This window comes from Deltaproteobacteria bacterium IMCC39524 (assembly GCA_029667085.1).
Classification (GTDB): Bacteria; Desulfobacterota; Desulfuromonadia; order Desulfuromonadales; family BM103; genus M0040.
Genome location: JARUHJ010000001.1, coordinates 822,189 through 842,818, shown reverse-complemented (window position 1 = coordinate 842,818; position 20,630 = coordinate 822,189). Strand labels below are relative to the sequence as shown.

The following is a 20,630-nucleotide window of genomic DNA, read 5'->3' as shown; positions in this document are numbered from 1 at the left end:
CCCATCATGAACCCAGGAAGTAAGTCAGCACATATTCTTCGCCTATCCATACCTGTCCTTTGGGCACTCATCATTCTCTGGCTTTCGTTAACGTCTTCACCTCCGCAACTCCCCGGCGTCCTGGGTTGGGATAAGCTCTTACATGCCGGTGCTTATGGCCTCTTGTCAATTTTGCTGGCGCAAGCTTTCCTCTGCCCGCCATTTTCTATGAACAAACCCTGGTGGTTGGCATGGACGACCGCTGTTGTTTACGGCGGACTTCTGGAAATTCTGCAACTCCTGTCACAGACCGGCAGGACCGCTGAGTGGCTGGACCTCTTCGCAGATGCTATTGGTGTCTGCATTTGCTGTGTCGTATTCCGTCATATACAGAAGTTATCCTGTTGCAATGATGAAAGGTCGGACAAAAGTAATGGATAAGGCTCTGTATCTTGCTGCCAACGAAGGCTCGCTGGTCTTAACTGTTAACGACCGCTTGTCGAGAAACCTGTCACAGCAATATGACCAGGTTCAACAGGAACAAGGTGCAGCGACATGGCTGCGCCCCGAAATTCTGGGTTTGTCCGCGTGGCTGAAACGTTGCCAAACCCAAGTCGCAGGTCTTCCAAACTTTCTCAATCAGGTCCAACTTCAGTATGTCTGGGAGCAGATCGTTGCTGATGATGTTGAGCGAAGCGGCAATTATTTACTTCAAGTGCCGCAGACAGCTCGTCGAGCCTTGCAGGCTCACCAGTTGCTGGTTCGATACTCTGCGAATTTTGGCTTTGATGAATCCTCAGAAGACCACAGGGCTTTTTTGCGTTGGCGCCAGACATGGCTGGGCCAAGCAGCGACCCAGGGCCGGCATGATTCGGTTGAGTTGCCGTGGTTGCTCGCCAAGGCCGTTGTTGAGCAACGCTTCACCGTGCCAAAGAAAATCATTCTGGCCGGTTTTGACGAGATCTCTCCAGATATAGCTCATCTATGCCAAGTCATGGCATCGGTAGGCACTGTGGTTGAAAAATGGCAGCCCCAGCCGTGTCTGAATGTACGGCGCCAGCGGGTAACGGCGGACGATCCTGTTGATGAAGTGAATCGTTGTGCACGTTGGGTCAGAGGTCTTTTGGAGAAAAACCCATCAGCAAAGATTGCTGTCGTTGCGCCTCAACTTGAAGCTTACCAGCCACTCATCGAACAGATGTTTTCTGCTGAGCTTGATCCTGAAGCGCTTCTTTCCGGCGTTGAGACGCCTGATACCTTCAATATCTCACTTGGGCATAACCTGGAAAGGGAGGGGGTTGTCCATGCGGCCCTGCGTCTGTTGCGTCTTGGCCTTGAAATTGGCCATGACGAAATCAGTTGGCTTTTGCGTAGTCCATATCTCCAGGGAGGGGTGTCAGAAGCTGATAATCGCGCCAGGGTTGATCGTGAGCTTCGCCGATTGAGGCGCTTTGACTGGTCACCGTCCCGCCTGTCAAAAACACTCAAAGCTCTCTCCAGTAAACACTCTGTCGCGGTTCCTGAATTTATCTCACTGCTGGACACAGTGAATGAGAGCCTTCGTCAATCCTCCAGAAAAATGCCAGGATCCTGGGCGGAGTCTTTTACCAACCTCCTGCATAAACTCGGTTGGCCCGGTTCTCGTGGTCTCTCCAGTCGTGAATACCAAGCAGTTCAACACCTTCGCGATGCATTTGGTGAACTGGCCAGTCTTGATAGTGTCTCAAAACCAATGAAGCGTTCGGAAGCAGTCAAGATTCTTTTACGGATGATCTCTTCGACAAATTTCCAACCAGAGGGAAGTGCAAGTACCGTACAGGTCCTTGGTGAGTTGGAGGCGAGCGGACTGATCTTCGATCACCTCTGGATACTCGGTCTTCACGACTCTGCATTGCCTCGACCGCCCAGTCCGAATCCATTTATTCCAATCCCCGTTCAACGACGTTATCAAATGAAGCGTTCAGATTCGGAGCGGGAAAGTAAATTTGCCGAGCAGGTCGTCTCGCGCCTCTTCTCTGCTGCTCCCGATATTGTGCTGAGCTGGCCCCGACACGAAAATGGAGCAGAACAGAGACCCAGCCCGTTTATTCGCCACATTGAAGAAGGTTCCATGGCTCTTGCAGACTCCTGCGCTCCTGACTTGGCCTACTGGAGAGACCGGCCTGTACTTGAGGAATTGTCCGACCATCAGGGTCCGCCGATCTCAACCCGCAAGCCTTTTTCTGGTGGGACCGGTCTCATCAAAGACCAGGCCCTTTGTCCTTTTCGCGCTTTTGCCCATCACCGCCTGCGCGCCGAGAAGCTTGATGAGCCGGACATAGGTATTGATAATATGTCCCGTGGCAGTCTTGTGCATACTGTCCTTGAGCTCTTCTGGGACAAGACGGTCGATCAGCAGACGCTTCTTTCTTTAACGGAAGAAGCGCTGGTAAGCTCTCTGCGTGATGCTGTCTCCGGCGCTCTGGAGAGGCTCGAAAAAGAACGTCGCTGCGATCTTCCGCCGAGGCAAAAGCAGATAGAACGCCGCCGCTTATTCCTGCTGGCGAGACTTTGGCTTGAGAAGGAGTCCCGCCGCAAACCTTTCCGTGTTGTTGCTTCTGAAAAAAGTCACCAGATAAAAATTGGTGACTTGTTGATTCGCACCCGAATTGATCGTGTCGATGAACTTGAAGATGGCTCCTGCGCAATCATTGATTACAAGACTGGCCAAGCCGATCCCCTGCAGTGGCTTGATGACCGGGTGACTGAGCCACAGCTGCCTGCTTATTGCCTCGGTATGTCGCAAGATCAGATAGGCGCGGTCATGTTTGCCGTGGTTCGCAGCAAAGAGAAAGAATGTGGCTTTCGTGGCGTGGCACGTGACCTGGAAAGCTGGCCGGGATCTAAATCACGTAAACTCAGCTCGAAAATTGAAGAGAATGGTTGGCTTTCTTTCGACGATGTTTTGACACACTGGCAGAAAAGTTTGCCTGAGCTGGGGAATGCTTTTGCGCGTGGTGAGGCGCTTGTCGATCCCGTTGATCCTGATCTCGCCTGTAAATATTGTGACTTGAAGGGTTTGTGTCGAATCATGGAAAAAGGGGCAGATTTGCAGGAGGTTGATAGCGATGATTAAGGCGCAATCACAACAGCCTGCGGATTGGCGAGAGCGACAGACAGCAGTCGATATTACACGCTCCTGCATTGTTCAGGCTCCGGCCGGTTCAGGAAAAACAGAGTTATTGGTTCAGCGGCTGTTGGCGCTGTTAAGTATTGCTGAGGCTCCTGAAGAAATCCTCTCTATCACCTTTACTCGTAAGGCCGCCGGTGAAATGAAGCTGCGATTATTGCAAGCTCTTGAAAGTGCCTGCGATGATGACCCTCCTGCTAAGCCTCATGCTTTCGAGACGTGGCAGCGTGCTCGCGCTGTGCTGGAGCGTGACCGTCAAAAAGGGTGGGGGCTGCTGGATAATCCGACCCGATTGCAATTAACCACGATCGACAGCTTTTGCTCTCTGATAACACGCAGAATGCCCTGGATGTCGCGCTTTGGCGACCAGCCAAGGGTGACAGATGATCCCACAGAGCTGTACTTGTCAGCCTCTGAATCACTTCTCTCAAGGGTTGAAAATGGTGGTTCTGGCCAGGAAGCCATAGAACGACTTCTGGTTCACCTGGATAATCGCCTGATTCTTTTGCGTGAACTTTTGGTCGCCATGCTCGGACGTCGTGACCAATGGTTGCGTCACCTCATGACAAACTACCAACAGGACCCTCGGCAACTACTTGAGTCTTCGTTGCAGCTTTACGTCACAACTTTTTTGAGCCAGGTCCATGCCGCTTTTGGTCGCGAGCGTTGTGAGGAGCTTTCGGAGCTCCTTTGCTTCGCAGCAAGCAATATGGACGATGATTACAGTTTTGCGGTCGCTGCTTGCGACCCCGTCGATTATGAAGGCCTTGAGTTCTGGTCGGCAGCTGCGAACCTGTTGTTGACCTCGGCAGGAGGCTTGCGCAAGAGCGTTACTAAATCGATTGGTTTCCCTGCTGATAAAACGACACGGGCGCAGGAGATGAAGCGCCGTGTTCTGGAGCTGCTAAATGATCTGCAGCTATCTCCTGTGGTCGAACTGCTGCAGGCTGTGCGTCGTTTGCCGGCAACTACCTATGACCAGGGCCAATGGCAAATTCTGCAGGCCCTGATTGAGTTGCTCCCTCTGGCTGTCGTCGAACTCAAGGAAACATTTCGTTCACAAGGGCAGGTTGATTTTATTGAGATCGCCGGAGCGGCAAATGCTGCACTCGGGTCAGTTGTCGCGCCTGAAGAGCTTCTCCTGCAGCTTGACAGCCGAATCCGTCACATTCTTGTCGATGAGTTTCAGGACACCTCCTTTGCTCAATATGATCTGCTTTGTCGTTTAACTGCTGGCTGGGAACCGGGTGATGGTCGTACGCTTTTTCTTGTCGGCGACCCCATGCAGTCTATTTATCGCTTTCGAGAGGCAGAAGTTGGTCTATACCTGCGTGTTTGCAAAAGCGGTTTCAACGATCTTCCTATTGAACGTATTGTTCTGAATACGAATTTTCGTTCGCAGGCAAAACTCGTTGATTGGGTCAACGATAACTTCGCCAGCCTCTTCCCGTCGAACGAAGACGAACTCCGCGGCGCCGTTGGCTTCTCTCCTGCGATCGCATTTAATGCCTCTGCTGATCGTCCCTTGGTTTCGACTCATGGTTACGTCGATAGACAGGACGAAAATGAGGCAGGAAGGGTTGTTGAGCTGATCAGGAAGGCGCAGCAAGATAATCCGGATGGTACGGTGGCTGTTCTTGTGCGTTCCCGGATTCATCTCAAAGCGATTGTCTCTGCCTTGAAGAACAATAATTTGCGCTACCAGGCTCAGGATATCGATCCTTTGATTGACAGACCCGTCGTTCAGGATCTTCTGTCCCTGACAAGGGCTCTGCAGCATCATGCTGATCGAGTCGCCTGGCTGTCTTTGCTCCGGGCCCCCTGGTGCGGACTTTCCCTTGAGGATCTCACCCGTCTGTGTGGTAAGGACCCGCGTTCCACTGTCTGGAAGTTATTGACTCAACCCGCTGGGCAAATAGAGATGTTTGAGCAGCTCAGTCCCGTAGGAAGGCAGAGGCTGGCGAGAATCCTTCCTGTTCTTAAGCGGGCCTTGCAAAACAGTGGGAAACTCAGCTTGAGAAGACTGGTCGAGTCAACCTGGCTATCACTGAATGGGCCGGCCTGTGTTGAGGCTTCCGACCTGGTTGACGTCAGGCAATTTTTCGCTTTGCTGGAAGATCTTGCGATGGAAGGGCCACTGGAAGTTCTGGAAGAACGCCTGGGAAAACTCTATGCTGCTCCTGATCCGCAAGCCGGGCCAAATCTGCAGCTGATGACAATTCATAAAGCCAAGGGCCTGGAGTTTGACACCGTGATCCTGCCTGGACTGGGCCGAGGAGTGAGATCACGAGATAAGGCTCTGCTGCGTTGGCTGGAGCATCCCGATTGCGGACTGCTTTTGGCTCCGATTCCACCCCTTGTCAGTGAACAGGATGAGCCGACCTATCGTGCAATAGGGCAGATTCTGCAAGAGAAAGATGATTTCGAAGCCTTGCGTCTTTTGTATGTCGCGGTCACCAGAGCCAAGTCGCACTTGCACCTGCTTGGACATGCGAAGATGAACTCCGCTGGAGAACTTGTGCCACTTTCCAGGTCACTTCTGTCTGTGCTCTGGCCGGCTTGTTCTGAAGAGTTCTCTAAAGAGGCCTTTGCTGCAGATTCTTGCGGCAGTGAAGCCCCCTCGGCTCTTACAATCAAAAGGTTGCCATTGACCTGGCAGCCCCCGGTGCTAACGGAACGTCTTGTCCTGAATCAGGGCATGACACGTCGGGCTTCTGCTGACGGCCATTATGTTGATGACACGGTCAGATCTCGTCTCACTGAGGAAGGACGCGTTGTCGGCATTCTTGTCCATGCCTGGCTGGAACGGATCGCCTGCGATGGACTCAATATGTGGCCAACTGTTGCTCTTGAGGCCCGGTTGGAGGACTTCAAAACGCAGCTGAACACACAAGGGATCCCTCTGTCACGATTGGATGCTTGCGCCCTAATCGTTTTGAATTGCCTGCTAAACACTGTTGGCAGCCCACGAGGCCGTTGGCTGCTTAGCTCTCAGCAAGACGCCTCCTGTGAACTTGCCTTAAATGGCATTATAGATGGTCAGTTGATCCGTGCCACAATTGATCGCACCTTTCTGGATGAAGATAGTGTCCGCTGGATTGTTGACTATAAGACGAGCAGTCCGGGTGAGAGGGAAGACCCAGATCGCTTTGTCCGGAAGGAGTTGGAGCGTTATCAAGGTCAACTAAAAATCTATCAGGGACTTGTCGCACAGCTTTATCCTGAGGTTCAGATCCGTACGGCGCTCTACTTTCCTCTTTTCGATGGATGGGCAGAGCTTGAACTGTGAATTGTCATCTCTAAATCAAGAATGGCCCGATGCGGCTCATTATGCGAAAGAGCAACCTTCGGGCCAGTTCGATGGCTCAACAAACACACGCGAATGACTCCGCGAAGATGTGGGCGCTAACTTGGCAGGTGGTTATTGTGGCAGGCGTCTTTCCATTCCGCGATAATTGCCACGACTCGAGCTGCGGATCGAATCTCTGCCGACGACTGCCCAGCCCGAATTGCGCTTGAAGCTGGTGACAACCTGACGGTCGAGAAGGTTGTCGAGCATGCCAGGCTTGACCATGTCGAACCTGCCGTCACTGTACATCACTCTGATCATCATGGTGCACCTCGTACGTTTTTGAATTTGAGCTAATTATATCATAAACACGGTGACTTTTTTCAAGGGCGTATATTATTGTAAAGTTACCTGTCAGTTCAGTTGATTGTTGGCCTGTCTATGGAGACAAGCTCAATCTGTAATATCAGGGACTTGCCGGCAAGAGGATGATTGCCATCGAGCGTGACTTTCTGCTCCCCAAGCTCTACAACAACCAGTTGGTGGGCTGTTCCATCGGCCGCAATGACCTCCAGTTGACCGCCCAGATCAAGCTGAAGATCCTGGGGAAGGGCCTCTATGCTGACCTCTTCAACGAGCTTCTGTTGACGCACACCATAGCCATGCTCCGGAGGTATTGTGACGGTTTTACGATCCCCGACTTCCATGCCCAATACGGCGATCTCCATCCCCGGAAGGACTTCATTCTCTCCCAGGATAAATACCAAAGGGGCGCTATCCTCCGTCTCGTCGAAAATCATGCCGTCGTCAAGGACACCCTGATAGGTTACTGTGACTTTGTCGCCTTCCTGTGCTTTATTCATTTTGAGCATGAGCCCTTTCTTCTTTTTTGATAACTTGTTCAAATATGATTGTCAAGTTGATTGCCAGACCCATTGGATTTAGGTTACATTGTATTGATATAAACAAATCTCTGAAGACAATTTTGAAATATATGAAAAGGTGGATTGAAGATGTTTAAAGACAATCGATGGATTCGAGCACTCCTGATCGGTGTGACTTTGCTGTTTACAGGTCTGTTCATTGCTCCGGCACAGATGAATGCAACAACTCCGGAGGCGAATCCTGATGAAATGGATCAGAACCGTACGCGGCTTCTTACCTATGTTCTGAAGCGCCAGGTGGAGAACCATTTCAGTGGCAAGGAAATCGATGACACTCTCTCGTTTGCAGCTTTTGAGCTCTATCTCAAACAATTGGATTATCAGAAACGCCTACTGCTTGCTGAAGAAGTCTCCCAGTTGGAAATATTCAAAGATCGTATCGATGATGAAGTGCAGAGCGGCCGGGTCATCCTTGCTCCCCTCGCTTTCCGTCTGCTTGCCAACAGCATCTCCCGTGCAGAGCTACTGGCAGAAAAAGCACTGTCAGAGCCTTTCTCTTTTGACGTTGACGAAGGCTATGAAACGGATCCGGAGAAGCTTGACTTCTGTCAAACTGAAGAAGCCTTAGCTGAACGCTGGCGTCTTGACCTGAAATACCGCACCCTGAACCGATACCTTAGCCTGCTTGAAGATGCGGGTGTTGAAGATCCGCTCAAAGCCACGCCAGAGGAACAGAAGGAAAAGGAGCTTGAGGCACGCGAAAAAGTTCGCAAGCAGTACAGTACCTACTTCGATCGCCTTAAAAAGGAAACTCTCAAGGACCATTACGATCGTTACCTGAACGCGTTCTCTCGTGCTTTCGACCCTCACACGACTTATATGCCTCCTCAGTCGAAAGAGGATTTTGATATCAGTATGCGAGGGTCCCTCGAAGGGATCGGCGCGACCTTGCGTGAAGAGGATGGATATATCAAGGTCGTTAAGGTGATTCCAGGGAGCGCAGCGGACAGGCAAGGGCAATTACATGCCGACGATGTTATTCTTGCTGTCGCTCAAGGCAAGGATGAACCCGTTGACGTGACCGACATGCGTCTCCGTGATGCCGTCGCCCTGATTCGTGGCAAAAAAGGTACCGAAGTACGTCTGACTTTGCGTCGACAGGGGCTCAAACCTTTCGTTGTGCCGATCGTCCGAGATGTTGTTGTTATTGAAGAGTCCTTTGTTAAATCAGCGGTCGTTGCAGACCCTGAATCAGGCCATCAATATGGCTATGTCAAGATTCCCAGCTTTTACAGGGACTTTGAAACGACCCGTAACGGCGGTAAAGGCCGTAACTCTACCGATGACGTCAAGGCTGCCCTGAATGCTTTTGATAAGAAGAAAATATCCGGGCTTATTTTAGACCTTCGCAATAACGGTGGTGGGGCCCTCACTGATGCTGTCGGTGTGGCCGGCTTGTTTCTCGGTGAAGGGCCTGTTGTGCAAGTTCGCAATGGGGGTGGTGACGCCAAGGTTCTGTATAGCTACAGCAAGGAAATTGCCTATCATGGTCCAATGGTTGTGTTAACCAATAGTTTTAGTGCTTCTGCCTCAGAGATTGTTGCCGGGGCCCTTCAGGATTATGGTCGTGCCGTAATCGTCGGCAGTGACCATACCCATGGCAAGGGGACTGTTCAGGTCATTGTGGATCTGGACAAAAGCCTGACTTTAAAGAATATGCGTCAATACATGCCTCTTGGCGCACTTAAGATGACCACGCAGAAATTCTACAGGGTTACGGGTGACTCAACCCAGTATCGAGGTGTTGTTCCGGACATCATCCTGCCCGACCGCAGTCGTTATAATGAGTACGGTGAGCGTTATCTTGATAACAGCCTGCCATGGGATCGTATCGACGAAGTTGAGCATAAGGAATGGCCTCCAATGGATCGTGCCAGCCTTGATAAAAACAGCCAGGGCAGGGTTGCTGAGAATGAAGACTTTATTGAGATAGTACGCATCTCAGAAGCCATGGGTGAGCGTATCAGGGATACCCGCCAATCTCTTCTTCTCGCTGACGTTGTTAAGGAAAGGGATGATCTCCAGGGGTTGGACGTAACCCCACACGGTGACAAAGGTGATCTTGTGGATGATGATGACAAAAAAGACACTGAAGAGGATGACGAAAAAGACCGGGATCCAACGGAAAAACTGATAGAGTCTGTTCTGAAAGATGTTTACGCCAAGGAGGCCATGGCCATCTTGTTCGATCTTGATAAACAGAAGAAAGAGATGGCCAGCAAGGGCGCAGAGTAGCTTCTGCATTCCTGGTCAATTTAGACGCAAAAGCGGGAGGGCCTAAAAGGCTCTCCCGCTTTTTTTGTTGAATCGTTTCGAGTGTTTGAACTGTAACTTGGTAAAGGATGTCCTGGGTCGGTGGTTAGAGCATTATCCCCAGGGCATTCAGCAGCCACTGGTAGGCGGGAAGTTTCTCTATCTCTTCGGCCAGGGCGATAACCTTGTCCTGGTCTGATCCCTCGACTTCAGGCAGGACACCAAGTAAGTCTGCGGAAGCTAAAGAGGACAAGAGGTGCGGCGCCTGCTTTTCAGCTTCACCGGGATGCTCAGGCATCTGGTTGATCAGGTAGCCACTGATTTCCAGTTCCATCGCTCGCGCCGCAAAGGTCGTCAGTAAAGTGTGGTTGAGTGTGCCAAGGCGCGGGTGAGTGATGATGAGAAGAGGCATGTTCAACTGCCCGGCAAGATCAGACATGATGTAGCCACCTCGAATCGGTACCATCAAGCCACCGGCCCCCTCAATAAGGACAAGGTCTTTGCCAACGCGCAATGTTTCCTGTGCGTCGATAATTTTTTTGACATCGATCGGGTCATTTGCAGCAGCTGCCGCTTGACAGGGTGCCAGAGGTTTCTCGTAACGATAAGGTGCGATGATTTCTTCAGGGTCCGTCGCGTTGCAGGACCAGCGCAACAAGGAAGCGTCTGCTCCCGGCGCTTGAGTGTAGGCGACGCCCGTTTCAATCGGTTTCATAACGCCAACCTTGAGCCCTTTTGCGGTAAAATGACGGGCCAGGGCTGCTGTGACTATTGTTTTTCCAACGCCTGTGTCTGTGCCTGTTACGAAAATGCCTGGACATGATTTGTTAGCAGCCACGTGTTGTCACCTCGATATCTTTAAACATTTGCAAGTCGATCTCACGATTACGTCCGGAGGTCGTCAGGTAATTGCCGATCATTGTGCCGCTGGCTCCTGCCATAAAAATCCACGATTGCAGTTCGCGTAAGTTTGTCTCACGTCCGCCGCATACGCTGATCGGTTTTTTCGGGAGAAAATAACGAAACATGGTGATGGCCCTGGCGCAGTCCATGGCAGAAATAGACTTGTGATTCTCCAGGGGTGTTCCTGCAATAGGGTTGAGAAAGTTCAAGGGGATTGAGTCAACATCAAGCTCGCGCAGGGTGGATGCGAGCTCTACCCGTTGTGCTTGGGACTCTCCAAGGCCAAAAATTCCACCACAGCAAACCTTCATCCCGGCGGCTTTCGCGACCTTGACCGTTTTGACATCTTCTTCATAATCGTGAGTGTTGCAAATCTCAGGAAAAAACGACCGAGCCGTCTCCAGGTTGTGATGGTAGGTCACGCAACCCGCACCGGCAAGAGCTTCCGCAAGTTCTTCGTTCAATAAACCCAGCGATGCTGAAGGTTCGACATCAAAACGGTCTCTTATTTCTGTTATGGAAGATAAAACCGTGTCAAATTCATCTCCAAAGGAGGGTTGCGTTCCACTTGTTACAATACCGTAACAATGAGACCCTTCTTCTTGTGCTATCCGCGCTCCTTCGATGATCTCCTCACGTGATTTTAGAGGGTAGACGGGTGGTGATGATTGGTGATGTGCTGATTGGGCACAGAAGGAACAATTCTCCATACAACGACCAGACTTAGCGTTGATGATCGAGCAGAGTTGTGCTGTGTCACCGTAGGCAAGCTCTTTTAGGTGATGAGCGCCGGCCATATAGGCTGTGTACTCAGCGCCATGGGAGTGAAGAATTTTAAGTCCTTCCGACGTTGTTAGCGTTTCTCCCTGTGAGACTCGTTCAGCTAGCTCTTGTATGCTTTGCCAATAATGCATGTTTAATCCTCCGGTGGCCTTATTTGGAGCCCGGATTATCAATGATGAAACGTGGATTGTCAACCTTGCCGTCAATGTGGTTAACAACCTCATGTGTACTACTTATGTTATTTATGGTACATATTTCGTTGACTTGAAATAAGCTGAATGATAGAACGTTATTTCATTTTTAATATTTATAAGGCTTTAATCACATGGTGAAAAAATTAATTGGTAAAAAGTTAAAAGCTACAAGACTCCGTAATGACATGACAATACAGGAACTTGCTGTAAGCTCAAATGTCTCTTCAAACATGATTTCACGAATAGAACGTGGACTGACTACGCCTTCCGTTGAGATCATAGTCAGACTGGCAAACTCCTTCGGGATGAGTATTAATTATTTCGTTGAAGAGGCGGAGAAGGGGTCAACGATTGTTCATACCAAGAAGGGGCAGGGTGAGCCTATCTTCTTCTTTGAAGACAAGCATCAAATCATCAGTCTGACTCAAGGCTTGCGCGATCCTAACTTTACTGTCTTTTTTGACACCATAGAGCCGAACTGCGGTAGCGGAGATGGGGGAATGATCCATTCCGGTGAGGAGTTTGCGCTGGTTGTGGAAGGGGCCCTGGAGTTTATTATCGATGATGAGAGGTTTGTTCTGGAGGAGGGTGATTCAATCGTTTTCAAGGCCTCTCTTCCTCACCGTTGGCGTAATTTACATCAAGGTAAAACCAACGTCCTGTGGGTTGTCTCGCCGGCGCCGAGCCTGAACTGAGCTTTTACTTGTAACTATCTGGGATTAAGAGAATTCTGTTATGAAATTGAAGAAAATCGTAGGCAAAAAACTTAAAGCTATTCGCCTCAAGAACGATATGACCATCCAGGAGCTGGCGTCTCAATCCAACGTCTCTTCGAATATGATCTCCAGGGTGGAGCGGGGCTTGACAATCCCGTCTGTGGAAATTTTGATGAAGCTTGCTGCGGTTTTTGATAAGAGTATCAATTACTTCGTTGAGGAGGTTTCTACAAGCCACGAAATTGTTTTTTCTTTGCCGGGGCAACGGGACACCACGGTGTATGATGATGAAAACAATATGCATACCGAGTCCTATACATCAGGGCTTCGAGATCCGCAGTTCATGTCTTTCCTCTGCACGGTTCCCGTCGGTGGTACCAGCGGCCAGCAGAATATGTATCATCCGGGAGACGAGCTTATCGTTTTGCTTGAAGGTCAACTCAAAGTAACCATAGCGTCCGAGGAATACAGCCTTTCTGCCGGCGATAGCCTGTCTTTTAAATCTCACCTTCCTCACCGCTGGGATAACGTCGGAGATAATGACGCACGGATCATCTGGACCCTGTCACCCTTTACGACAATCTGATCATCATTCCTCCCTTCCTCCACTTAAATCCCACAACCATCTGAAAATACAGGTTGTTGGGCTTGACAGCGCACAATGGCACAGTAATATGAATATAATTTACTTGGTTGCTGCAGAAAGTTAATCACTCTTTGGTGCCAGCCTTAAACAAGTGCCTTGTTATTGGAGGAATACATGAATAAGTCTGAACTGGTCGAGGCTTTGGCGGCTCGTAACGCTTTGACATATAAAAAATCAGAGGAGATCGTTAATATCATCTTTGATTCAATGGCAGACACTCTTACTGAGGGCGGCAGAATAGAAATCCGGGGCTTTGGCAGTTTTGTCGTAAAGGATTATCAAGCCTATATGGGGCGAAATCCAAAGACCGGTGAAGTCATTCAGGTTAAGCCCAAAAAATTACCATTCTTCAAAGTTGGCAAGGAGCTGCGCGACAAGGTTAACGGTAAGGACTGACGTTCCTTGCTGTGTGATACCACTATGATGGCCGGGGAGCACTCAGTGTTTTCCCGGCCATTTTTGTTTGTTGCGTGTTGGTCTTTTGGCAACCCTTAAGTAGTAACTCCAAGTGCCTGTATTTAAAGATTTATTTCGGTCTGTTTTTTTTTGAAAAACTCTGACAATGGCACAATAGTTGCATTCCTTTACTAAGCTAACCAACTGAACTCAAAGGTGTTTTTGCATTATTATGATACTCAAACACAAAGGATCGACACCACAGATTGCGCAGACGGCCTTTCTCGCCCCTGGCGCTTGCGTTATTGGCGATGTCCATATTGGTGAGGAGTCAAGCCTTTGGTTCAACGTGGTTGTACGCGGTGATGTCAACTCTATCCACATTGGCGATCGGACTAACATTCAGGACGGTGCGATTGTCCATGTGACTCGTGATACTCATCCAACCATTGTCGGTAATGATGTTTCTGTAGGCCACGGGGTCATCCTGCATGGCTGCAACGTACACGACAATTGTCTGATTGGCATTGGTGCTATTATTCTTGACGGCGCCGAAATTGGAACGTCCTCGCTGGTTGCTGCAGGCACGGTTGTGGCACCGGGAACAAAATTTCCACCGCATTCATTGGTTATGGGCCGACCCGGGCGTGTGAAAAGGGTCCTGACCGAGGAAGAGCGCGAGAATATCCATTCTGTCGCCGGCCGATATCTTGAATATCAGGAAGATTATCGTACTCAGGTGGAAAGGATTGGTTGATTTTGTCCTTTTCAGATGGTAGAAAAGCAAGATTTATTGACCCCCTCAAAGGTGTTACAGGTTTTATGCCTCGTTTTGCTTTCTATCTCTGTTTTTTAGTATCTTTTTTGACCTTGACTGTCTCTGATTCCACTGCGACTTCTGGTCAATATGGCGACACTGGCTTGATCTCGCAGCCAACAGCCCAGACGCTTAATGAGGGCAATATCTGTGTCGGTCTCTGGGCGAATTGCTCGGATGGGATAAACACTCCTGAAACGAACGCCGGTGACGGCAGCCTGATCCTTCCAGCAACGATCACCCTAGGTCTTGGTACTTTTCTGGAGGCCTATGGATCCTACCCGAACTTATCTTTCAATGGCGACGAAGATAGCAGCGCCCGTGGCTTTGCCAATGCAGGGTTCAAGGCCCGTATTCTCGGCAAGCGTTCTGACCGTTTCCGTTTAGCCTTAGACCTCCAGGGCCGCCTGTCTGTTTCTGATAATCCTGATTTTGATGGCCTCAATGATTACGTCAGTCGCTTGATTGCCTCGTTCAAAACAGATCGTTGGGGTTTTCACTTCAATATTGGTTATGCTTTTAATGATTCACCTGCCACGGTTGACTACGAGGATCAAATGCTGCTTGGTGGTGGTGTCGAATATTCCCTGGCAACCCGTTTGCGCATGATCACAGAGTTCTCCTACGAGTCTGAAAGAATTTCCGGGCAGGAGTCCCCATCCGAGGTCACTGTGGGGTTGCAGTACTATGTCACTCCTCACCTGACAATGAACCTTGGTGTCTCTGCCGGGCTTTCTGACGCAAGCCCGGACTGGCGTATTCTTGCCGGATTGACCACTTGTCAGGGCGTTGGCACATTTAATAGACCTGTTCCTAAGCTCATAGACCCGGAAGATCTTACTGATGAGCCTGAAAAACCTGTTAAGCTGACCAAAATCAGGTTGTTGACACCTCTCCTGAGCAAGAGAGCTATTCCAGATTCTCCGACAAGTCACCTGGAGGTGCCGGTAGCGGATCCAAACCAAACCCTGATCATAAATCCTTCTGATCGACTTAGCTCCCCAGGTATTCAACCTCTTGGTGCTACAGCAATCAGCCCAATGGTTTCACTGTCTAAAGTCAGCACAACTTCATTACCTAACGAGCCGTTCCCGGCTAAAGTTCGTCGTCTTTTCCGCTTTCCTGAATTGACTTTTTCTTTGAATCAGTGGGAACTCTCAGAGGCAGGGCGTAAATCCATCTCACTTGTTGCTGAGGAGCTTCGCAAAGATAACCAATTTTTCATTGTTAGTATAGAAGGGCATACTGATGATGTAGGCTCTGCCAATTATAATCAGGTTCTGTCTTTTAAACGAGCTGTTGCAGCTGCAACGCATTTGGTTCTTCGTGACGGCTTCGACCCGACACGAATATTTGTCAAAGGACATGGCGAAAGTCGACCAATTGAAGACAATGAGAGGGCCGAGGGCCGCGCACTGAACCGCCGAGTAGAACTCCTCATTCTGGTTCCTGAAGGTTATGAGGGCATTACTATGGACGTCGAAGACAGAAACTCGCAAGGCTATGAAAGCGCGTCGCTGCAACAAGAACCAATCATTGACCCTTTGGCAATAGAACAAGCCATTATGGAAAAAATCGGTTCAGATATTACAAAGCCGGCCGGGGCCTTCGGTCGCGTAGAGAGGTCACAGTGAAAGTCGATTTAAAACCAACCAAATGGGGGGTGTTTTGCGAATACTTTTATTTACAATATTGACCATGGGCATGCTCGCACTTCCGGCCTTTAGTCTCGCTTCAAATCCATTTGAGGCTTTTGTCAAAAGCCGTGAAGTTGTTGAGACCCTTTATTTTAAAGTCAACGCTGAGGAATTGTCGAAAACTGACAGAGAGCGTTTAACCTCGACTGCCCAGCAGTTGCGGCAAATCCAGAATAATGGTCGCATGATCCGCGTTGAAGGCTTCTCAAGCAATGAAGGTGATCAAGAGAAGAATTTTATCCTTTCTTTCTTCCGGGCACGTTCTGTTGCCGACATCATAGAATCAATGGGTTTGGCTACTGAAGTCGCTCTGACTGGTTATGGCGATTTACGTGCTGATTCTGACGACCATGCTAAGGAAAGACGTGTCGAAATCGTTTCCTATGTTATACCGGTCATAATGAAAAAAGAAAAAATTTTCGACACGAATAAGGGAGTTATCCCTGCTCCGAACCGTTCCGCAAAAACTACTCATATGGACCAGGAGATTGACTCTTATCGCGTGGACCAGGCAATACGCTCGAAAGTTGGAAATCTGAACAAGGAGGTTACAGACAAATTAGATTCAGATAACGAAAAGCCTTCACCAGGGCTGAGTCAGGAAAAACCTGTTGAAAAAGATGATCTGGATCGCGGTTACAGTCAATGGCGTAGAAGCGTCGACCCCGGACTCTCCTTAAAGCTATCTCAGTCAAAGGATACGGTTGACGGTGATTTGAAGCGCGGCTACAGCCAGCTCCAAAAGAGTCGTGACGCAGAGATGTCCCCTGATCTAACCCAAGTCTCTCCAGCGCAACCACCGGTTATCGATGCACTTATGATCGAGCAGGCCATAATGGAAAAAATTGGTGTCGAAACAACGGCCGTTTCTGCGTCCGTCTCTCAGGTTGACTTGAAAAATCAATAATATGAAGCAACAGAATTATTGAATATGTTATGATTCCAGCATTATGTCATCATGTTTATACTGAACACATACAGAAAGTAACGGCGCCATGGTAACAGCCAAGGACTTTATTACGGTTAAAAACAGCAGGCTTCTTCAAGATCTTTCAGATCAAGATCTAGCCGGACTCGCTCCCTATTGTGAAATGCGCACAATGAATGAAGGGACGACTGTCTTCATAGAAAACATGCCTGGGGAAGCACTCTTTTTAATTACTAAAGGTTCGATACGTATTTCCAAAATGTTTGCAGAAGGTGATGAGAAAACTCTTGTCGTGCTTGGCCCTGAGGATGTCTTTGGAGAGATGGCTGTGATTGATGGCTTGCCCCGTTCTGCTACGGCTCGTGTTGCAGAGAATGCCGAGCTTATTAGCTTCAAAAAGAAAGATCTGGAGCGACTTGGCAGCGAAGATGCTACATTGGCTTTAAAAGTGGTAAGTAATATTGTCAAGGTCTTCAGTGAGCGTGTGCGGGAGTCAAGCGAGGAGTACCGAGACATGCTGATCTGGTCGATGCAGAAACCATGAAAAATATGCGGAGTGCGACCATGCCGACGAAATTCATCCTGGTTGTTTCAATCCTTCTTCTTTGTTCTGCCTGTTCTGTTAGCGTCTCGCCGATAGCCACACCTACAGGCATAATCAACCCTGAAGACAATTCCCTGACAGAAACCCATGATGGTGTGTCTTTTACTGTCAAGCTGGATCAACTGAGTTTTGGTCCATATCAACAGGTCGATAACATCACCTCGTTTCATGTCAACATAAACAATCAGACCGAGAGCCAGGTCTCTTTTCCCTCCAGTGCTTTTCTCCTTAAAGACGGCAACGGTCGGCAGTATCGTTCAATAACGCCGGAGAGAGTCCGGGAGATTGTTAGTAAGGATTCTGTTTATCTGATTCCTTATCCTTATGTTGGCTACTACTACCTTGAGGACCAGGCAAGAGTCGCTTACCAGGACACCTTCTCCAGTTCATTGCCTTTCTATGCTGAATACCACCCCCAGGACATATTTACTCGCGCTCTTACTGAAGAACCCCTGCTCAAAAAATCGAATGCCTCTGGCCTGGTTTACTTTATTGCCGATCTTGAGAGAACGGACTATGCCGAGCTCCTGATCTTCCCAGACCAGGAGGCTTCTGGAGAACCACTGCTTAAATTCCCCTTTGCCATTAAAAAGTAATTCACTGTACAGTCTTTTCGCCTCCGTTAACGGGGGCTTTTTTGCTGGAAGAAATTTTTTTCTCCGGGGCCAATAATGCTGGAACTCATATTAAATCAGAAACTGATCTTTGGGCTGATGGGTGGTCTGGGCCTGTTCTTGTTCGGCATGAAAATCATGTCGGAAGGCCTGCAAAAAATCGCCGGCAGCCGAATGAGAAAGATCCTCAGTGCCCTGACCAGCAACCGTATTGTTGGTACCCTGGTTGGTATTGCGGTGACCGCAATGATCCAATCCTCAAGCGCCACTACTGTTATGGTAGTCGGCTTTGTTAATGCGGGTTTGATGTCACTGGTTCAGTCGATTGGTATCATCCTTGGCGCCAATATCGGCACCACGGTCACGGCCCAGTTGATTGCTTTTAAAATCACCAAATACGCCTTGCCGGCAATTGGTATTGGCGCAGGCTTCAAGCTTTTCACAAAAAACAAGAAATGGAGCTATTTGGGCGAAATCCTACTCGGCTTTGGCCTGCTGTTTTTTGGGCTCTCAGTTATGAAGCATGCCTTTGACCCACTGAAGACAAGTGATGAGTTCCGCCAACTCTTCATGATCGTTGGCGACAACCATCTTGTTGGTGTCATGATCGGCGCGATTTTAACAATGATCGTACAGAGCAGCAGTGCAACGATCGGTATTACCATTGCCCTGGCAACCAGTGGTATTCTTTCCTTTGACGCAAGTGTTGCACTGATTCTCGGTGAAAACATCGGCACGACGATTACTGCCAACCTGGCGGCCATTGGTACCAATCTGGCTGCACGTCGGACCGCCTTTGCTCATTTCCTCTTTAATTCACTCGGTGTCTGTTACATGCTGCTCTTTTTCCCATTCTTCCTGAGCTTTATTTCATCGATGACTCCCGGTGATGCTGATTTTGTTATACAGACTCAAGACCAGGTCGCTCGAATGGGCGGTGAGCTTGGAGACAAACCTTTTATCGCAAGGCATATCGCGAACACCCACACCATGTTCAACATCGTCAACACAATTATCTTCCTGCCTCTGGTTGGACTATTGGCGAAAATTAGCACGATCGTTATACGGGGCATTGATGAAGAGGTTGAATTTCACCTTAAGTATCTCGACAACAGGGTTCTCAGCACCCCTCCTATCGCTTTGGCTCAGGCGCGTTCAGAAACCCGTCGCATGGCTAAGGTTGCAGGAGAGATGGTCGATGAGACTCTGCTCTTTTTGCAGGACAATGATTTGAAGAAGATTCCCGGTTTGGAGAAAAAAGAGGATCTTACGGATGTTTTGCAGAAAGAGATTACCGATTTCCTGGTCAAGTTGTCACAAAAATCAATAACACAAGAATCTTCCCAGGAAGTTGCTTCGATGATGAATATGGTCAACGACCTTGAACGTGTCGGCGATCACTGTGAAAACCTTTGGACCCTGAACCAGAGAAAGCTGGATCAGAAAATTACTTTCTCAGAAATTGCGATGAATGAAATTTTTGAAATTTCAAAGCTGACCCGTGAGTTCCTGGCGACAATCATTCAAGCGCTCGAAGACAAAAACACAGGAATTTTCGATGAAGCTCACAGGTTGGAAGACGGTATCGACGATATGGAAGAACGCCTGAGAAACAACCATATCAAGCGCCTGAATACAGGAGAGTGTACGGTTAACTCCGGTCTGATCTTTATCGATATGCTGCACAACTTTGAAAAAATTGGTGACCATACCTACAACTTTGCAAAAGCTGTTGTCGGTATAAAATAATGTTGGCCGCGATTGATGCCGGGAGCAACACCCTGCGCTTGCTGATTGGTAAGGTTGAGAACGGCAAAGTTGTCCCGTTACTTTACGAACGTCGGATCTGCCGCCTGGCTGGTGGTTTCAAAGATGAAGAGGGTTTATCTCCTGAAGCGATGGAGAGAACCCTCTTTGCTTTTCTACAGTTTGCAGGCGTTTGTGAAAAGAACAATGTCAAGAAGGTGAGGGCGGTTGGTACAGCGGCATTTCGTCAAGCCATAAACGGTGCAAAGTTTGTGAGCAAAGTCCGCTCTGCAACTCATCTGCCTCTTAATATTATCTCCGGAGAAGAGGAAGCAGAAACGATGGCGGCAGGCGTCCTCTGTGCCCTCGACCCGGTCCCTGATTATGCCTTGATTGTCGATATCGGCGGAGGTAGCACTGAGTTCGTGCTTTGTGCGAAACAGAAGGTCCTTTGGGCCCGCAGTTTGCCTTTAGGCGTCGTGCGTCTTATAGAAGGGCATGAGAGTTCGGAGGCCAGGCTGCATTTCATTGCACAAACTCTTGCACAGCTTAACGTCGAATTGGAAAGCGTTTGTGTGTCCAATAATGTTGATATTGATTCTGTTGCTCTCGTTGGAACCGCAGGGACAGTAACGACGCTCGCTGCTCTTGATCAACAAATGACTGAGTATGACTGGAGGCAGATTAATAACTACGTCATGGCTCCATCAAAAATTCAGTATTGGCAAGAACTCCTGACACCTTTGTCACCCCTCCAGCGTGAATGCTTGCCGGGCATGGAGGCTGGCCGCGGTGACCTGATTCTTGCGGGAATTGAGATCATTCTGGGTGTGACGCAGCTGCTGAATAACACGTCTTTAACGGTCAGCGATTTCGGTATACTGGAAGGCCTTCTGCTTTCACTTGAAAGCTCAGAATAACGAAGCCATTTCGTTGACAATTCTGCTCAGTC

Annotated in this window: 18 protein-coding genes; 14 read left to right on the top strand and 4 right to left on the bottom strand. The window is 49.1% G+C overall.

Features of this window, described 5'->3' with window-relative positions:
* Positions 1 to 6: 6 nt before the first annotated feature.
* From P9J64_03930 to P9J64_03920, 3 genes are read left to right on the top strand one after another with little or no spacing between them, the layout of a single operon-like run.
* Positions 7 to 420 (top strand): VanZ family protein, encoded by a 414-nt coding sequence (locus P9J64_03930; GenBank protein ID MDG5467464.1) that lies wholly within the window; start codon positions 7 to 9, stop codon positions 418 to 420.
* Complete coding sequence (locus P9J64_03925) at positions 413 to 3,094, top strand: PD-(D/E)XK nuclease family protein (protein ID MDG5467463.1); 2,682 nt, start codon at positions 413 to 415, stop codon at positions 3,092 to 3,094. The genes P9J64_03930 and P9J64_03925 overlap by 8 nt, the downstream gene beginning before the upstream one ends.
* Positions 3,087 to 6,437 carry a UvrD-helicase domain-containing protein gene (locus P9J64_03920; protein MDG5467462.1) on the top strand — a complete coding sequence of 1,117 codons (3,351 nt, stop codon included), beginning with the start codon at positions 3,087 to 3,089 and terminating at the stop codon, positions 6,435 to 6,437. The genes P9J64_03925 and P9J64_03920 overlap by 8 nt, the downstream gene beginning before the upstream one ends.
* Positions 6,438 to 6,569: 132 nt before the next feature.
* On the opposite strand, the gene P9J64_03915 is transcribed toward P9J64_03920, so the two are convergent.
* Positions 6,570 to 6,761 (bottom strand): hypothetical protein, encoded by a 192-nt coding sequence (locus tag P9J64_03915; GenBank protein ID MDG5467461.1) that lies wholly within the window; start codon positions 6,759 to 6,761, stop codon positions 6,570 to 6,572.
* Between the two features lie 95 nt (positions 6,762 to 6,856).
* Complete coding sequence (locus P9J64_03910; protein MDG5467460.1) at positions 6,857 to 7,300, bottom strand: peptidylprolyl isomerase; 444 nt, start codon at positions 7,298 to 7,300, stop codon at positions 6,857 to 6,859.
* Between the two features lie 150 nt (positions 7,301 to 7,450).
* Here P9J64_03910 and P9J64_03905 point away from each other — a divergent pair, with 150 nt between their 5' ends.
* Positions 7,451 to 9,616: a carboxy terminal-processing peptidase gene (locus P9J64_03905; GenBank protein ID MDG5467459.1), complete on the top strand. Its 2,166-nt coding sequence runs from the start codon at positions 7,451 to 7,453 to the stop codon at positions 9,614 to 9,616.
* 124 nt (positions 9,617 to 9,740) lie between these two features.
* On the opposite strand, the gene bioD is transcribed toward P9J64_03905, so the two are convergent.
* Together bioD and bioB are read right to left on the bottom strand one after the other, a co-directional pair.
* A complete protein-coding gene (bioD, locus tag P9J64_03900) occupies positions 9,741 to 10,472 on the bottom strand; it encodes a dethiobiotin synthase (protein MDG5467458.1) in 732 nt (243 codons plus the stop codon).
* The gene (gene bioB, locus P9J64_03895; GenBank protein MDG5467457.1) at positions 10,462 to 11,451 is read right to left on the bottom strand and encodes a biotin synthase BioB; all 990 of its coding nucleotides are present in this window, start codon (positions 11,449 to 11,451) and stop codon (positions 10,462 to 10,464) included. Before bioB ends, bioD begins: the two co-directional genes overlap by 11 nt.
* A 194-nt stretch (positions 11,452 to 11,645) precedes the next feature.
* On the opposite strand from bioB, the gene P9J64_03890 reads away from it, so the two are divergent.
* From P9J64_03890 to P9J64_03845, 10 genes are all read left to right on the top strand, one after another.
* Positions 11,646 to 12,209, top strand: a complete 564-nt coding sequence (locus tag P9J64_03890; protein MDG5467456.1) for a cupin domain-containing protein — start codon at positions 11,646 to 11,648, stop codon at positions 12,207 to 12,209.
* 40 nt (positions 12,210 to 12,249) lie between these two features.
* Positions 12,250 to 12,816 (top strand): XRE family transcriptional regulator, encoded by a 567-nt coding sequence (locus tag P9J64_03885; protein ID MDG5467455.1) that lies wholly within the window; start codon positions 12,250 to 12,252, stop codon positions 12,814 to 12,816.
* Positions 12,817 to 12,990: 174 nt separating this feature from the next.
* A complete protein-coding gene (locus P9J64_03880) occupies positions 12,991 to 13,272 on the top strand; it encodes an integration host factor subunit beta (protein MDG5467454.1) in 282 nt (93 codons plus the stop codon).
* Between the two features lie 232 nt (positions 13,273 to 13,504).
* Positions 13,505 to 14,029, top strand: a complete 525-nt coding sequence (locus P9J64_03875; protein ID MDG5467453.1) for a gamma carbonic anhydrase family protein — start codon at positions 13,505 to 13,507, stop codon at positions 14,027 to 14,029.
* A 65-nt stretch (positions 14,030 to 14,094) separates the two neighbouring features.
* The gene (locus tag P9J64_03870; GenBank protein ID MDG5467452.1) at positions 14,095 to 15,723 is read left to right on the top strand and encodes an OmpA family protein; all 1,629 of its coding nucleotides are present in this window, start codon (positions 14,095 to 14,097) and stop codon (positions 15,721 to 15,723) included.
* A gap of 34 nt (positions 15,724 to 15,757) precedes the next feature.
* A complete protein-coding gene (locus P9J64_03865; GenBank protein ID MDG5467451.1) occupies positions 15,758 to 16,693 on the top strand; it encodes an OmpA family protein in 936 nt (311 codons plus the stop codon).
* 88 nt (positions 16,694 to 16,781) lie between these two features.
* Positions 16,782 to 17,258, top strand: coding sequence for a cyclic nucleotide-binding domain-containing protein (locus P9J64_03860; protein ID MDG5467450.1), 477 nt, complete (start codon positions 16,782 to 16,784; stop codon positions 17,256 to 17,258).
* Positions 17,255 to 17,914, top strand: coding sequence for a hypothetical protein (locus P9J64_03855; protein MDG5467449.1), 660 nt, complete (start codon positions 17,255 to 17,257; stop codon positions 17,912 to 17,914). Before P9J64_03860 ends, P9J64_03855 begins: the two co-directional genes overlap by 4 nt.
* A gap of 75 nt (positions 17,915 to 17,989) precedes the next feature.
* Positions 17,990 to 19,681 carry a Na/Pi cotransporter family protein gene (locus tag P9J64_03850; GenBank protein ID MDG5467448.1) on the top strand — a complete coding sequence of 564 codons (1,692 nt, stop codon included), beginning with the start codon at positions 17,990 to 17,992 and terminating at the stop codon, positions 19,679 to 19,681.
* Positions 19,681 to 20,598: an exopolyphosphatase gene (locus P9J64_03845; GenBank protein ID MDG5467447.1), complete on the top strand. Its 918-nt coding sequence runs from the start codon at positions 19,681 to 19,683 to the stop codon at positions 20,596 to 20,598. Before P9J64_03850 ends, P9J64_03845 begins: the two co-directional genes overlap by 1 nt.
* The last annotated feature ends 32 nt before the right edge of the window (positions 20,599 to 20,630 follow it).

Bases quoted from the DNA above. Each gene is read 5' to 3' on its own strand.
- P9J64_03930 (MDG5467464.1), top strand. From the start codon at position 7: ATGAACCCAGGAAGTAAGTCAGCACATATTCTTCGCCTATCCATACCT.
- P9J64_03925 (MDG5467463.1), top strand. From the start codon at position 413: ATGGATAAGGCTCTGTATCTTGCTGCCAACGAAGGCTCGCTGGTCTTA.
- P9J64_03920 (MDG5467462.1), top strand. From the start codon at position 3,087: ATGATTAAGGCGCAATCACAACAGCCTGCGGATTGGCGAGAGCGACAG.
- P9J64_03915 (MDG5467461.1), bottom strand. From the start codon at position 6,761: ATGATGATCAGAGTGATGTACAGTGACGGCAGGTTCGACATGGTCAAG.
- P9J64_03910 (MDG5467460.1), bottom strand. From the start codon at position 7,300: ATGAATAAAGCACAGGAAGGCGACAAAGTCACAGTAACCTATCAGGGT.
- P9J64_03905 (MDG5467459.1), top strand. From the start codon at position 7,451: ATGTTTAAAGACAATCGATGGATTCGAGCACTCCTGATCGGTGTGACT.
- bioB (MDG5467457.1), bottom strand. From the start codon at position 11,451: ATGCATTATTGGCAAAGCATACAAGAGCTAGCTGAACGAGTCTCACAG.
- P9J64_03890 (MDG5467456.1), top strand. From the start codon at position 11,646: ATGGTGAAAAAATTAATTGGTAAAAAGTTAAAAGCTACAAGACTCCGT.
- P9J64_03885 (MDG5467455.1), top strand. From the start codon at position 12,250: ATGAAATTGAAGAAAATCGTAGGCAAAAAACTTAAAGCTATTCGCCTC.
- P9J64_03880 (MDG5467454.1), top strand. From the start codon at position 12,991: ATGAATAAGTCTGAACTGGTCGAGGCTTTGGCGGCTCGTAACGCTTTG.
- P9J64_03875 (MDG5467453.1), top strand. From the start codon at position 13,505: ATGATACTCAAACACAAAGGATCGACACCACAGATTGCGCAGACGGCC.
- P9J64_03870 (MDG5467452.1), top strand. From the start codon at position 14,095: ATGCCTCGTTTTGCTTTCTATCTCTGTTTTTTAGTATCTTTTTTGACC.
- P9J64_03860 (MDG5467450.1), top strand. From the start codon at position 16,782: ATGGTAACAGCCAAGGACTTTATTACGGTTAAAAACAGCAGGCTTCTT.
- P9J64_03855 (MDG5467449.1), top strand. From the start codon at position 17,255: ATGAAAAATATGCGGAGTGCGACCATGCCGACGAAATTCATCCTGGTT.
- P9J64_03850 (MDG5467448.1), top strand. From the start codon at position 17,990: ATGCTGGAACTCATATTAAATCAGAAACTGATCTTTGGGCTGATGGGT.
- P9J64_03845 (MDG5467447.1), top strand. From the start codon at position 19,681: ATGTTGGCCGCGATTGATGCCGGGAGCAACACCCTGCGCTTGCTGATT.